The organism is Aquamicrobium sp. YD-1-mutant5 (assembly GCF_059509755.1).
In genome coordinates this window covers 13872-28083 of sequence record NZ_JCAKKP010000005.1, presented here as the reverse complement: position 1 = coordinate 28083, position 14212 = coordinate 13872, and the positions used below count along the sequence as shown (strand labels likewise).

Below are 14212 nucleotides of genomic sequence, written 5' to 3'. Positions count from 1 at the left end.
CAGGCGCTCATGGCCACGCATTTCGACATCACACCGGGCCGTCGGCCCGGTGCTTTCAGCAGGCTGGCGGGCTGGTGGGGTCCCCGGCCTCTGGCGCAGGTCGCCGTCATCATCGCGGTCATTGCGTTGTTCTACGGGCTCGGATCGACAATCGCAGCCTCCATGGCGCGCATCGGCGTCAGCCCCGGCTTCGATTTCCTGTGGCGCTCGGCCAATTTCGAGATCGGCGAGCAGGCCATTTCCTTCAAGGCGGGCGACACCTATGCGCGCGCCATGCTGGTGGGCGTTCTCAATACGCTGAAAGTGGCGCTGCTTGGCTGCGTGCTGGCCACCGTGCTCGGCGTCTTTCTCGGCGTTGCCGGTCTTTCCGGCAATCTGCTGCTTGCCGGCATCGTGCGCTGGTACATCGAGCTCGTGCGCAACACACCGCTGCTGCTCCAGCTTTTCTTCTGGATTTCCGTCGCCAAGGCGCTGCCCGCGCCGGGACAGGCGCTGACGCTGTTCGACACCATTTTCCTGAGCGGACGTGGCATTTACGTGCCCGGTCCCGTGGTCGAAGGCGCTTCGGTTTCGACATGGCTCGGCCTTGCCGTCGTGGTGATCGCCTTTGTGGGGTCGCTTGTTGTTTCCGCACGGCATTCGCGGCTCGGTTTGAAACGCGCGCTGCTTGTCATTCCTGGTGCCCTTATCGCTGGGGCGCTTGTGTTCAGGCTCACTGGCTCTGCCGTTCAGTTCGAAGTGCCGAAGCTCGCCGGATTCAACATTCGCGGCGGCTGGAGCCTGTCGCCCGAATTCGCTGCATTGCTGACGGGGCTTACCGTGAAGTTCTCCGCTTCAATCGCCGAAATCGTACGGGCCGGCATCGAATCGGTGAAGCAGGGACAGTGGGAAGCCGCCCGTGCGCTAGGCCTGCATGACGGGCAGATCATGCGTCTGGTGGTGCTGCCGCAGGCGCTACGGGTCATTACGCCGCTGACGACCTCGAACTATCTGGACCTCACCAAGGATTCCAGCCTCGCGGTCGCTATCGGCTATCCCGACCTCGTCAGCGTGGTCAATACTACCGCCAACACCACGGGCCAGGCCTTCGAGGCGCTGATCATCATGATCGCGGTCTATCTGGCGCTCAACCTCGTGCTGTCGGCGCTCATGAATATCTACAACAACCGCGTGGCACTGCGCGGGGGAGGGCCGGCATGAGCGTGATCGAGGCCGAAACGCGATTCGGTGCCGGCCCCGGAACGGTCAGGCCGCCTCTGCGCGCAAGGCTGGCGGACGGGCTGTTCAGCACAAAGCTCAATACGGCGATCACCATCGTGACCACCGCCTTTCTGGTGTGGACGGTTCCCTCCCTGCTGCACTGGACGCTGATCGACGCGACATGGAGCGGCACTTCGGCGGACTGTGCCGCACGCGCCGGGGCCTGCTGGGCCTTCATCGGTACCAAGCTGCGCTTTATCTTCTTCGCCTTCTACCCGCCCGACCTGCACTGGCGGCCGCTGCTCGTCATTCTGCTGCTTCTGGCGCTGGTGACGGCCAGCGTGCTGCCGCGCTTCTGGAACCGGGGTTTGCTGATCGCATGGTTCGGCGCCATCGGCGGCTCGTGGCTTTTGATGAGCGGCTGGCCGGGCGGGCGCTTGGTGCCTTCCAACCAGTGGGGCGGCCTGCCGGTCACGCTGCTGGTGTGGACCGTGTGTTTTGCAGTGGCGATGCCGCTCGCCGTGCTGCTGGCACTGGCGAGGCGCTCGAAGATGGGCGGCCTGCGCACGCTGGCAATCGGCTATATCGAGCTGATGCGCGGCACGCCGATGGTCGCGATCCTCTATGTCGCCATGCTGATCGTGCCGATGGCGCTGCCAGAAGGCATCACCCTCGACAAGACTTTCCGCGCCATGATCATGATCGCGCTGTTCTGGGCCGCCTATCTGGCGGAAGTGGTGCGCGGCGGCTTGCAGACCATCTCGCCCGGCCAGTACGAGGCCGCCACCGCGCTCGGCCTCGGCTACTGGCGCTCGATGCAGCTCGTCATCCTGCCGCAGGCGCTTCGGGTGGTCATTCCAGGCATCGTCAACCTTGCCATCGGCTTCCTGCTCGCAACCTCGCTGCTGGCGGTGATCGGCATCTTCGATCTGCTCAACGCCGCCAAGGCATCCGCCACCGACCCGAAATGGCTGGGCTTCTACGACGAGGCCTATCTGCTGGTGGCGGCAATCTACTTCACCTTCTGCTTCATCGGGTCCCGTTACAGCCGCAGGCTGGAGCGCCGCCTTTCCGGCCGGCCGCAGCATGGCCGTGGGTGATGCGCAGCTACACCATCGAATTCATGCCAAGGAGACGAGAATGACCGTTCACACCACCATTCCAAACCTTCCGGTCGTCGACATCGGGCGCTTTCATGAGGGGCCGGAAGAGCGGGCGAAGTTCATCGACGAGCTGCGCGATATCCTGCACGACCACGGCTTCTTCTACCTCACCGGACATGGCGTTGATACGGACCTGATTTCTGAGGTGGTCGCCACGGCCAAGAAATTCTTCGCGCTGCCGCTGGACGAGAAGCTGAAGATCGAGATGATCCGGTCGCCGCATTTCCGCGGCTACAACCGCGCCGGCAGCGAGCATACGCGCGGCGAGAAGGACTGGCGCGAACAACTCGACATCAACACCGAGGGCGAGGCGGTGGCCAACGTGCCCGAGGACCAGCCATGGCTGCATCTGCGCGGCCCCAACCAGTGGCCGGACCAGGCGCTGCCCGAGCTGAAGCCGCTTCTGCTCGCCTATCAGGCGGAGGTCACGCGCATCGGCATAGACGTCCTCAAGGCCATCGCGGTGACGCTCGGCCAGCCAGAGGACGTGTTCGCGCCGATCTACGAGCCGTCGCCCTCGCAGCTTCTGAAAATCATCCGCTATCCCGGTCGGGATGCGGCCGAGAGCGATCAGGGCGTCGGCGCGCACAAGGATGGTGGTTTCGTCACCGTTCTGCTGCAGGATACAGTTCCGGGCCTGCGGGTGCGCACCGAGGAAGGCGAGTGGATCGAGGCGCCGCCGGTGCCGGGCACCTTCGTCATCAATACGGGTGAATTGCTCGAGCTTGCGACCAACGGCTTCGTGCGCGCCGACGTGCATGACGTGGTGGTGCCGCCGGCCGGCGTCGAACGCTTCTCGGTCGCCTTCTTCCTCGGCGCGCGCTACGATGCCACCATTCCCGTCATTGATCTTCCCGAAGAATTGCAACGCAAGGAGCGCGGCATCAGCGTCGATCCGCTGAACCCGATCTTCCGCGAGGTTGGCATCAACCACCTGAAAAGCCGCCTGCGCTCGCATCCAGATGTGGCTGAGGCGCATCATGCCGCGCTGGTGGAGAAGCTGTTCGGCAAGGCAGGCTGATCGGCACGGCAAGAAAACGGCTTCCACGACAGGGGCTGCGATTAGCAGCTCTTGTCATTGGAGGAGACGATAGGGGGATGGCTGTTCTTTTCCCGGTTCCGGCCGTCCCCGATGATACCAAAATCCGGGGCTCGCGGCGCGACGCCTGTTTCATCGACACCATTGCGGAAGGAGGCATAAATTGGCCCGTCTTTTCCCCATCCTCGATCTTTCCCTCTTCGAATCCGGCCCGGCGGACCGCGCGGCCTTCCTGAGGGACCTGCGCTATGCTGCCCGCGATGTCGGCTTCTTCTATCTCGATGGCCACAACATAACGCTGGATGAAATCGACCGGCTGTTCGAGTTGTCGCGGCGTTTTTTCGATCTGCCGGAACAGGACAAGCTCGGTATCGAGATGGTGAACTCGTCACAGTTCCGCGGCTATACGCGCGTTGCCGGCGAGCGCACCCGCGGGCAGGCCGACTGGCGCGAGCAGCTGGATTTCGGCATCGAACGCGAGCCGGTGAAGCAGAATGGCGGCCAGCCGGCCTGGACGCGGCTGCACGGGCCGAACCAGTGGCCGCAGGCGCTGCCCGAACTGCGGCCGGCCATTCTCGAATGGCAGTCGAAAGTGGCCGAAGTGGCGATCCGGCTGCTCAAGGCCTTTGCCGTTTCGCTGGAACAGCCGCAAGACGTTTTCGAGCCGATCTATGGCGAGGGTGCCAACCACCGCATGAAGATCGTGCGCTATCCGGGGCGCGAGCAGACCGGGGACGATCAGGGCGTGGGCGCGCACAAGGATGGCGGCTTCCTCACGCTGCTGCTGCAGGACAATGTCGGAGGGCTGCAGGTCGAGTATGACGGCAAATGGGTCGAGGTCGAGCCCGTTCCGGGAACGCTGGTGGTCAATATAGGCGAGCTTCTGGAACTGGCATCCAACGGCTATCTGCGCGCGACGCTGCACCGCGTGGTGACGCCGCCGCGCGGCGCGGAGCGCTATTCGGTGCCGTTCTTCTTCGGCGCCCGGCTCGACGCCACCATTCCCCTTCTCGACCTTCCCGAGGATCTCGCCGCCGAGGCGAAAGGGCCTGCCAGCGACCCGGACAATCCCCTGTTTCGCGATGTCGGCGTGAATGTGCTGAAAAGCCGTCTGCGCTCACATCCCGATGTCGCCGCGCGGCATTATCCGGACCTTCTGAAAGCATCCTGAACCACAACGGAAACCACCCCCTTTTCGCACTGGTCATCGGGTGCGGTGTACGTTGAGCCTCCGATGCCCGGCCGGGCCGTTTCAACCTGCGCTGCGACCGGCCCGGCAATGATGGATCATGTTCCGGAATTCTGCCCGGAAATGCCTCGGAATTTCCGATCCATTGCCCCCAAACATACGATTTTTTCTCTTCCGTTGGCGGCCCTAATCTGAAGCAGTCCAGTTACAGGCTGCTGCCCGATGATGTCGCCGGTTGTTTCCACCTTCGCCTCGCGCAAAGCGGGTGCTCTGCCCGAGATCGTCACGGAAAGCCTCGCCGGCGATCATCCGCTTCGGGGGGCCGTTCTCATTCTCGGCAATTTCGATGGCCTGCATGTGGGACATCAGCAACTCGTCCACATGGCCCATGGCATCGCCGGAAAACATCCGGTTTCGGTCATGTCCTGCGAACCCCATCCGCGCAGCTTCTTTGCGACACAGGATGAGCCTTTCCGGTTGGCGACACCGTCCGCCAAGCGATTGCTGATGGCGCCATATGGGGTGGATTTCATCTATTCGCCCCGCTTCAACCGGTCGTTCGCCGGCATGTCGCCTGCCGAATTCGTGGATGATATTCTGGTGGAGGCTCTGGGCGTGCGGCACGTGATTGCCGGTCCCGATTTCCGGTTCGGCAACAAGCGATCCGGGGACATGCGCATGCTGTCGGAGCTGAGCGCGTTGCGCGGCTTCGGTGTCAGCATCGCGCCGGAGGTCGCGCATGCCGGCATTCGGGTCTCTTCGACCCTCATTCGCACTGCGATCCGTTCAGGCGACCTGCGGGGCGCCACGCGGTTTCTGGGAGGGGGGTGGCTGGTCGAAACGAGGCGTCGCGCCGACGGCAGCCTTGAGCTGCATCCCGATCTTTGCAGACCCAGAGCCGGTCGATATGTGGGATTTCCGGAGAGGGCCGGGTACCAGCCGGACAGGATTCGCATTGACATAACGCCGGAGGGCGGCTTCATCCCCCTCAGCCCATACCCTCTCCAAAGTGCGCCCGAGATGTGGCGTCTTGAAACACAGGACTGACCAGCCCCGCCATGACAATGCATTCCAGTGCCGAATTGCGGACCGAGAGAGACATGCTCGGCGCCCGCACCCTTCCTGCCGAATCGCTGTTTGGAATTCATACGCAACGTGCGGTCGAGAATTTCCCGATATCCGGCATCCGCGTCGGTGATTTTCCGGATCTGGTGCGCGCTCTTGCCATGGTGAAGCTGGCTGCTGCGCGGGCCAATCATGATCTCGGCGTTCTGGAAACGGCCAGACTCGATGCGATCGAAGCGGCCTGCCGGCTGCTGATCGGCGGGCAGCATCACGACGCATTCGTCGTCGATATGATCCAGGGTGGGGCGGGAACGTCCACCAACATGAATGCCAATGAGGTGATTGCCAATCTGGGGCTGGACAGGCTGGGCCGCGCCCGTGGCGACTACGCTGCCCTGCATCCGAACGATCATGTGAACAGGTCGCAGTCCACCAATGACGTCTACCCGACAGCGTTGCGCCTCGCCCTTATACTGGCCGCCGATCCGCTGAAGAGCGAGCTTTACCGCCTCATTTCGGCATTGCGTGACAGGGCAACTGCGTTTTCCACTGTGCTCAAGCTTGGCCGCACGCAGCTTCAGGATGCGGTGCCGATGTCGCTGGGTGCGGAATTTTCGGCCTTTGCGACCGGCCTTGTGCAGGAAGCGCGGCAGGTCTCGGCAGCGCTTGAAGAGCTGCATGTCGTCAATCTGGGCGGCACGGCGATCGGTACCGGCATCAACACGCCGGCAGAGTATTCTCCGGCGGCAATCAGCCATCTTGCAGAGATTTCCGGCTTGCCGGTCACGGCTGCCGCCGATTTCATCGATGCATCGTCCGACATGGGGGCGCTCGTTTCCCTTTCGGGCGCGCTGCGCCGTCTGGCGGTCAGGTTGTCGAAGATGTGCAACGATCTGCGCCTGCTGTCGAGCGGACCGCGCGCGGGCATTGGCGAGATCGAACTGCCGGCGGTGCAGGCGGGGTCGTCGATCATGCCGGGCAAGGTCAATCCGGTGATCCCGGAGGTGGTGAGCCAGATCGCCTACAGGGTCATCGGCCATGACGTCACGGTCAGCTTCGCGGCCGAGGCCGGTCAGTTGCAGCTCAACGCAATGGAACCGGTGATCGGCCACAGCCTGCTGGACGCGCTGAAGCTGCTCGCCGCCGGGATGCGTACGCTGACCGATCAGTGCGTGAGCGGCATCGAGGCGCGGCCCGAGCGATGCCGCGCGCTGCTCGACGCCAGCACGGCGATGTGCACGCCCATGGTTCCGGTCATCGGCTATGAACGGGCGGCGGAGCTGGCCGGCGCGACGCTGGCGCAGGGACGCGCTCTGGCGGATCTGGCGGTGGAGGCCGGCTATCTGTCGGCGGAGGAATTCAGCGCGCTCGAAAAGGCAGCCTGTGCCTTGCCGGATGCGGGAAAGGCAAGCCTGTGAGCATCCGCCATCTGCCCGCCAGCGATTACGTGACGCTGCCCTGGAAGAACGGAACCGGATCGACCGACGAAGTGTGCCTGCTTCCCGAAGAGGCGACGCGCGATGCGTTCGAGGTGAGGGTCAGCCGGGCGACCATTGCCGAACCCGGGCTGTTTTCCGCGTTTGCGGGGGTGGAGCGCACCATCACCCTGATCGAGGGAGCTGCGCTGTCGCTCGATTTCGGCACTCACAAGGCGGAGCTGGCGCCCCTGCAGCCCTACACTTTCGATTCCGGCCTTACGCCGCACGGGAATCCGACCCTCGGCCCGGTGCGGGTTCTCAACGTCATGGCTGCGCGGAATGCGTGGAAGCTGGGGCCGGCGCGCATCCTGACGCGGAGCGAGCATATTGAGACCGCGCAGAAGGAGGTGATCGTTCTGTTCGCGGTCAGGGGTGGATGCGAGATCGAAGGGGCGTCGCAAACGGTCTGCCTGCAAGAAGGCGACAGCGCGCTTCTTGATGAGCCTGCTTTCGCCGGTCTTTTACCGGACGCAGCCGTTCTGGCCGTTGCCCTGAAACGCGGACAGTTTCGCGGCTGAGGCCAGAGCATCGGGCCGAAAAGCGGATTGCGGTTTTCGGTTGCTCCCTCACCGATTTGGATTGCTAATCCAGGGGGCCGCCGGAAGCGGGACGTCAGGCTCTATTCGGCCCCGGCGCCATCAGGCGACCGGGGCTTTTTTCATGAAAACCTCGCGGCAGCATTCGATGAAGCGCCGGGCAGGTGCCGACAGCGTTTCCTGCCTGCGATGGGCGATGACGATGGAACTCGGCGTATTCTGGCCCACCAGCGGCCTGACCACCAGTTTCAGCCCGTCATAGGTCATGTCGGAGGCGGGCTTGGTCACCAGCAGCGCGTAGCCGAGCCCATGCCCGACCATGCCCCGCACCATTTCAAACGAGGCAGAGCGATGGGCGATCAGCGGATTGACGCCGGCCGCGCGCATGATCCCGGCGAAGTAGTCGGCGCTCGGTGGCGCGTCGAGCAGCACCATCGGCTCCTCGGCCAGTTCCGTGGGCTCGATTTCCGATTGCGCCGCCAGACGGTGTCCGTCGGGAAGAAGTACGTAGGGATGCAGCTCGTCCACCGGGATCTTCACGAGATCGTCGTCCAGATCCATGTCGTAGAGCAGGCCGATCTCGCTCTCGCCGGCCCGCAGGCTTTCGCTGAGGCGGCGCTGGTCGCCCTCGATCAGGCGGATGCCGATCCCCTCCATCTTCTCGATCAGCCGCGGCATGATGAAGGGACCGAATGTGTGAAAGCATCCGACGGAGAGCTTTGCCCCGGCGTTCATGCGGGCGGCCGCAAGGGATCTCGCGCCGTCGATGCGCGTGGAAGCGCCATAGGCGCGGTTGGCGTAGATCAGCGGCGAACCCGAGCGGGCAATATGCAGATCACGCACCTCGCACAGGAAAATGTAGTGGGTTCCGACTTTTTCCGAAGAGATCAGCCGGCAGTCGAAGGCAACGAGCGGATCGGCAATGCGCGGAGCACCGGAGGGCATGTTCACCCACTCGGTGCACTCGAACTTGTCGCTGACTTCGTCCCGGAAGCGGCCGGCGAAAGTGTCCGAGATATAGGACTGGTCGTCCCTGAGGACGTTGACGCACAACACGCCGTTCTCGACGATCTTCGCCGCTGCGGGGCTCAGGTGATGCACGCATACCCGCGCCATCCAGAAGGCTGCGCACATAGTCGATGAGGGCGAGGTTCGACTGGCGGCTGACGGTCGGAAAGGCAATCAGCCTGTCGAGAATGTCCAGAGTGCGCATCGCGGCGGGTCCGGTAAAGGCGGTGCCGCATGGTGAAACGCGGCACCTGCTTCAGTCAGGGAGTGCACAGCCTGCCGTGCGGTGTGCCGGACCTCAGAGGTCGCCCGGCACGCCATAGCTCGGTGCGACGGAGGGGTTGAGGGCGCGCGAGACATAGGCTTCCATTTCGCCCTTCCAGCGCTCCCACAATTCGGAAAGCTCGCCGATCGGGTCATGATCGGCCCAGTCGACGCGCAGGTCCGCGATCGCCCATGCCTCCTTGCGGACGAGGAGCATGCCGACGGAATGCACGGGACCTTCTTCGCCGCCTGCTTCTTCGGCTGCACGCATCGCGGCCAGCAGGCGATCGCCAATTCCCTGTCCGGCACTGTAGGAAAAGGCCGCCACCATGGCTTCGGGCACGCCCGGATCAGACAGGAGGTTGCCTGCCGCGATGACGCCCGGTGCGGTCGCGACCCGATGGGTTCCAAGCGTGCGCTCGCCGGAAAACGAGGCGGTGCGGCCCTGCGCATCCACCAGCGCAAGCTGGCGATATTCCAGATGCGGGGCTTCGCGCTTCAGCGCTTCCAGCGCATCCGTTTCTGAAAGACCGGAGGCCATGAGGTCCAGCCCTTTCGGCCCCAGCCGCGGGTCGGTGATGTTCTGCGTTGCCACCGTCCCCACGCCGGCCCGGGCATGGGCGCAGCGCGCGGCCACGCAGGGTGATGAGGAGGACACGGCGATGCCAAACATGCCGGTATCGGGACAGTGGGCGGAAATGGAAAAGGTCATTGCGGCATCCCCTTATGCGGCGTCGGGAATGACGGCGGTGACTTCAATCTCGACGACCCATTCCGGCTGCGCCAGAGCGGGAACAACAATGCCGGTGGAGCAGGGATGCACGCCCTTCATCCACTTGCCCATCTCCTGATAGACGGCCTCGCGGTAGCGGATGTCGGTGACATAGACGAGACGATGCGGCAGATATGCGCCATCTCGCTGCCGGCTTCCTCAAGCAGCATCTTGATGTTTTCCATCGTCTTGGCCGTCTGCTTGCCGGCATCGCCGACATGGAGGCACTCACGCGTTTCCAGATCCTGTGAGACCTGACCGCGCAGGAAGACCATGGTGTCGCGGGCGACGACGCCCTGGCTCAGGTCGTTGTCGAGGTTCTGTTCGGGGTAGGTCTTCTTGGTGTTGAAGGGGCGAAGCCGCTTGTGGATCATGTCGTCGTTTCCGTGTCGCTTGAGGCCCGGATGATCCGGGCAATGGGGCTGGGGCCAGGGGATGGGGGAGGACGGCATCCCTGCGGATGCCGTCCGGAGAAGATCATTCCGCGGCTGCGCGCTTTGCGTGGGTGCCGATGTCGGTCGAGAACCAGCTTGAAATCGCGCTGTCGCCTGCGGAGAGGGTGCGTCCGCCCATCACCCGGTCGGACAGGCCTGCGGCATCCTTGACGAAAGCCAGCGGACCATCCCAGTCGAAGTTCCGGTAGACGGCGGCAAGATGGGCGAAGGGCGGAGACTGCGCGAACAACTGGAAGGTGAGCCGGTGGCCGGCATAATCGGAGTTAAGAAGGTCGCGGGCGAAGGCAAGCAGCTTGCGCCGGTCGTCTGCCACCCATTCCTCATTGATGCTGTAATATTTCTCCAGCCATGGCTTCGTGTCGGGATGCTCGAAGGAGGCAGCATCCGGCGTGACGCAGATCTGGCCGCCGCCGAGCTCGCGGGCGATGTGCATCATTTCATTCAGTTGCGAGCAGGCCAGCACGCGGCCCGTGTAGAGCAGGGACTGGTTGGGCATCATCAGGCCGGCGGGCGAACGTTCGCCGAGCGCGATCGCTGCCGTCAGGTGGGCGTTGATCCCTTCACGGTAGACGGCAAGCTGGGCCAGCTTTTCCTGCACGGCCTGCTGCTTGTCGAGGCCGGTCTGACGCGCATTGAAGAGCGCCGCGCCGATCATCATGTCGGCAACCTTGAGGTTGCGCTGGACGAAGGCGAAGGCCGAATAGCGGTGCAGGGTGGCGCGTATGAAGGTCGCCGCCTTGGTGTGGCGATAGAACAGCACGTTCTCCCACGGGATCAGCACGTTGTCGAAAATGACGATCGTGTCGACCTCGTCGAACTTGTTGGCCAGCGGATAGTCCTTTTCGGGAGCACGGCCGGCGAAGCCGGTGCGGCAGATGAACTTCAGGTTCTCGCTGCCGAGATCGCAGATGAAGCCCACGGCGTAGTCGCTGAGGGCGTTGTTGCCCCAGTGGGCAATCGTCGGCTTCGTGAAGGCCTGATTGGCATAGGCGGCCGCCGTCTCGTATTTCGCGCCGCGAACGATGATGCCCGCATCGGTTTCCTTCACCACATGCAGGAGCATGTCGGGATCCTGATCCTGAGGCGCCTTCGAGCGGTCGCCCTTCGGGTCGGTGTTTGCCGAAACGTGGAAGGGGTCTTCCCGCAGAACGCGATGGATGTGGGTCTCGATATTCTTCGAGAATTGCGGGTCGACCTCGTTCAGCACGTCCTGACCGTCGAAGAGGGACCACATCTCGCCCACGGTTTCGTCGCCGACGCGGGTAACGACGCCGCCGATCTCGTTGAGCATATGATCAGTGGCGCGGCGCTTGGCCCACCAGTCGTCCTGCGTGCGGGGCAGGGCGCTGCCGAGCGCGTTGCGCTCTCCGTCCTGCTCCACCGTCATGATGTCGCGATGCGCTTCCTCGTGCTGCATGTCGAAGATGCGGGCGCGGATATCCACCAGCGGCTTGAACTGGGGATGGGTGGTGACGTCGTTGACGCGTTAGCCGTTGACCCAGATCCGCCGGCCGTCGCGGATCGAATCCCTGTATTCCTGACCTGTCCTGATCATCAGTTGTCCTTTGCATTGCTGGGAAGTCGTGGCTGGGAAGGCCCAGGGGGCCTTCGTTCCCGGCCGCTTGCAGGGCGGGGTTCCAGACAGTGGTAACAAGCCGGCGCAGACACCGAAAATAAGGGTTTCCGCAGCCCTGCAGCAGTTTTTCCGATGCCGGAGAAGGCGCTCCGGCATCGGAAGGAGCGGGTTATTTCTTGTGGTCCGTCCAGGCGCCGTCGCGCACTTCCTTGATCTCGATCGAGACCTCTATCCGGGTCTGGCCGTTCTCATCGAAGGTGGTCGTGCCGAGCACGCCGTCATAGCTGATCGCCCGGATGGCCTCGGCCAGCGCCACCTTGTCGTCGATGCCTTTTTCCCGGATCACGGTCAGCAGTATGTTGGTCGCGTCATAGGCGTATTTGGTGTAGGGGCTCGTCGGCTCCGAAAACGCCCTTGCTGCGTAGTCGGCATTCATCTTCTCCAGCTTCGGATTTGACTGCGAGGCCGGATAGCTCACCATCGTGCCTTCCGCGGCCGGTCCGGCCAGGGCAATGAAGTCCGGATCGTAGAAGCCGGAAATGCCGATCATCGGTATGTTCAGCCCCACCTCGGCCATCTGCTTGCGCAGGATGCCCGCCTCGGCGATGACGCCGCCGAAATAGATCGCATCGGGCGACGCATCGCGCAGCTTGGTCAGCGCCGTGCGGAAATCGACCGTTCCGACGGGGAAGAGCTCCTTGGCGACGATCTCGCCGCCGGCCTCGGTGAAGAAGCCGTCGAATGCCTGCGAGTTGGCGGTGCCGTAGTCGCTGGTGTCGGCAAAAATCGCTATTTTCTTTGCGCCGAGCCCGGTCGCCGCCCAGTCCGCCAGCGGATGGTTTTCGGCAACGAGGGTAGGCGTAACGCGCGTGATCTCGGGAAGATTCTGCTGGGTGATCTGCGGGCTGATGGCGCCCCAGACGATCATCGGCATCTGGGACCGGTGAAAGACCGGCATGGTGGCGAGCGCGACGGGGCTGTTCCAGTGACCAATGGCGGCCACGACATCGGGATCGTTGACCAGCTTGAGGGCGGCGCCGACACCCGTTTGCGGGTCCGAGGCATCGTCAAGCGCCACAGGCTCGACCTGATAGGGGTAATCGGCCGCGTTCGCCTGCTCTATCGCGAGCAGGAAGCCGTTGCGGGCGCCCAGACCCTGCTGGGCATTGCCGCCGCTGACGGGGCCGATGAATCCAAGCTTGATATGCGGCTTGTCCTGCGCGGCGGCAGGCATGATGGCCATGGCCGTCGACAGCATCATTAGTCCCGCCAGCACAGTGCGCCGGCGCATAAGTGATGTTCTCATTATTATTCTCCCGTTCGTTCCCTTGTTCCGGCCGTGCCGATCGCTCGGGCATCCGGGCCCGGAACATGCTCATGCGTCAGCCGATGATGCAGGCTGCGGGATCGCCCCTGCGATAGAAAGTCGTAATTTCCGATGGCCTGCTTCGGAAAACCCTAGTCAAAATCTCAGGCTTTTGCTTTGCGCTGGAACAGAAGGCGCTCATAAGCTGGACCATCAGCGCCACATGAAGAGGGAGGATCTTGATGGACGCTCTGCTTATGCAGCACTTGCTCAACTGGCTGGTGCTTGGCAGCATCTACACATTGATCGCGCTTGGCTTCAGCCTGCTTTTCGGCGTCCTGAATGTGATTCACTTTTCGCACGGCGACGTGGCGATGGTCGGTCCCTTCATCGCACTGGCCATTGTTCAGGCGGTTACGGCCATGGCCATGCCGCTCGGGGCGTCGGCAGCACTGCTGGTGGCGATACTGGCGGCCATGGCCGCCATCGGCTTGCTCGGCGTGTTGCTCGACTGGCTTGTGATCCGGCGCTTTCGCACCTCTCCGGCCATGATGGCGCTCGTCGCAACGGTCGCCCTCGGCACCGTCATCCGCGAAATGATCCGCACCCTCTACCCGCAAGGCTCCAATCCCAAGCCGTTTCCGGCAATCGCCACCGGCGTGATCCAGATCGGCGACGTGGTCATTCCCGTGTTCAGCCTGATCGTGATCGGCGTCAGCGTTGCCATGGTCGCGGCCCTGTTCGCGCTGATCAGCCACACGCCGGTCGGCGTGCGCATCCGTGCGGTTGCCGAAGATCTGAGCATTGCACGCCTGATGGCTGTCCGGCCGGACCGCATTTTTGCCGTCACCTTCTTCATCGCCTCGGCGGTGGGTGCGATCGGTGCGGTGTTCTTCGTCAGCCATGCGGGCGTGGTCCGCTTCGATTTCGGCATCCAGCTCGGTCTGATCGGGTTTTCGGCGGCGGTGATCGGCGGCCTCGGCTCGATGAACGGAGCCATTCTAGGCAGCCTGCTGATCGCGGGCGTGGACGTTCTGGTTCAGGTGCTGGTTCCCGATGGCGCGTCCTACAGGCTGGTTTTCATCTTCATGCTGACCATCCTCGTCCTGGTGTTCAAACCATCGGGAATGCTCGGCAAACCCGTTTTCGAGAAGGTGTGAT

General features: G+C 63.4%; 12 protein-coding genes and 2 pseudogenes. 8 read left to right on the top strand and 6 right to left on the bottom strand.

The window, feature by feature from the left end:
* Positions 1-9: 9 nt before the first annotated feature.
* The 7 genes from AC5XE7_RS10035 (at position 10) to AC5XE7_RS10005 (ending at position 7652) form a co-directional block, all read left to right on the top strand.
* Positions 10-1200, top strand: a complete 1191-nt coding sequence (locus tag AC5XE7_RS10035) for an amino acid ABC transporter permease (protein WP_495365914.1) — start codon at positions 10-12, stop codon at positions 1198-1200.
* A complete protein-coding gene (locus AC5XE7_RS10030) occupies positions 1197-2300 on the top strand; it encodes an amino acid ABC transporter permease (RefSeq protein WP_495365913.1) in 1104 nt (367 codons plus the stop codon). The genes AC5XE7_RS10035 and AC5XE7_RS10030 overlap by 4 nt, the downstream gene beginning before the upstream one ends.
* Positions 2301-2340: 40 nt before the next feature.
* Positions 2341-3384 (top strand): isopenicillin N synthase family dioxygenase, encoded by a 1044-nt coding sequence (locus AC5XE7_RS10025; protein ID WP_495365912.1) that lies wholly within the window; start codon positions 2341-2343, stop codon positions 3382-3384.
* A 181-nt stretch (positions 3385-3565) separates the two neighbouring features.
* Entirely contained in the window at positions 3566-4573 is a 1008-nt protein-coding gene (locus AC5XE7_RS10020; RefSeq protein WP_239799385.1) for an isopenicillin N synthase family dioxygenase, read from the top strand.
* A 240-nt stretch (positions 4574-4813) separates the two neighbouring features.
* Positions 4814-5638 (top strand): hypothetical protein, encoded by an 825-nt coding sequence (locus tag AC5XE7_RS10015; protein ID WP_495365911.1) that lies wholly within the window; start codon positions 4814-4816, stop codon positions 5636-5638.
* An 11-nt stretch (positions 5639-5649) separates the two neighbouring features.
* Complete coding sequence (locus AC5XE7_RS10010) at positions 5650-7074, top strand: aspartate ammonia-lyase (RefSeq protein ID WP_495365910.1); 1425 nt, start codon at positions 5650-5652, stop codon at positions 7072-7074.
* Complete coding sequence (locus tag AC5XE7_RS10005) at positions 7071-7652, top strand: HutD/Ves family protein (RefSeq protein ID WP_495365909.1); 582 nt, start codon at positions 7071-7073, stop codon at positions 7650-7652. Before AC5XE7_RS10010 ends, AC5XE7_RS10005 begins: the two co-directional genes overlap by 4 nt.
* Before the next feature lie 120 nt (positions 7653-7772).
* Here the strand turns inward: AC5XE7_RS10005 and AC5XE7_RS10000 are convergent, their stop codons facing one another.
* From AC5XE7_RS10000 to AC5XE7_RS09975, 6 genes and pseudogenes are all read right to left on the bottom strand, one after another.
* Positions 7773-8786: a LysR substrate-binding domain-containing protein gene (locus AC5XE7_RS10000; protein WP_495365908.1), complete on the bottom strand. Its 1014-nt coding sequence runs from the start codon at positions 8784-8786 to the stop codon at positions 7773-7775.
* Between the two features lie 190 nt (positions 8787-8976).
* Positions 8977-9654: a DUF1028 domain-containing protein gene (locus AC5XE7_RS09995; protein ID WP_495365907.1), complete on the bottom strand. Its 678-nt coding sequence runs from the start codon at positions 9652-9654 to the stop codon at positions 8977-8979.
* 12 nt (positions 9655-9666) lie between these two features.
* Positions 9667-10088 (bottom strand): annotated as a pseudogene (locus AC5XE7_RS09990) (RidA family protein).
* Between the two features lie 103 nt (positions 10089-10191).
* A complete protein-coding gene (locus AC5XE7_RS09985; protein ID WP_495366048.1) occupies positions 10192-10929 on the bottom strand; it encodes a 4-hydroxyphenylacetate 3-hydroxylase C-terminal domain-containing protein in 738 nt (245 codons plus the stop codon).
* Positions 10930-10935: 6 nt separating this feature from the next.
* A pseudogene (locus AC5XE7_RS09980) lies at positions 10936-11643 on the bottom strand (4-hydroxyphenylacetate 3-hydroxylase N-terminal domain-containing protein); the annotation flags it as partial.
* Positions 11644-11914: 271 nt separating this feature from the next.
* Positions 11915-13051 (bottom strand): branched-chain amino acid ABC transporter substrate-binding protein, encoded by a 1137-nt coding sequence (locus AC5XE7_RS09975; RefSeq protein WP_183831747.1) that lies wholly within the window; start codon positions 13049-13051, stop codon positions 11915-11917.
* A 242-nt stretch (positions 13052-13293) separates the two neighbouring features.
* Here AC5XE7_RS09975 and AC5XE7_RS09970 point away from each other — a divergent pair, with 242 nt between their 5' ends.
* Positions 13294-14211: a branched-chain amino acid ABC transporter permease gene (locus AC5XE7_RS09970; RefSeq protein WP_183831746.1), complete on the top strand. Its 918-nt coding sequence runs from the start codon at positions 13294-13296 to the stop codon at positions 14209-14211.
* Position 14212: the final 1 nt, after the last annotated feature.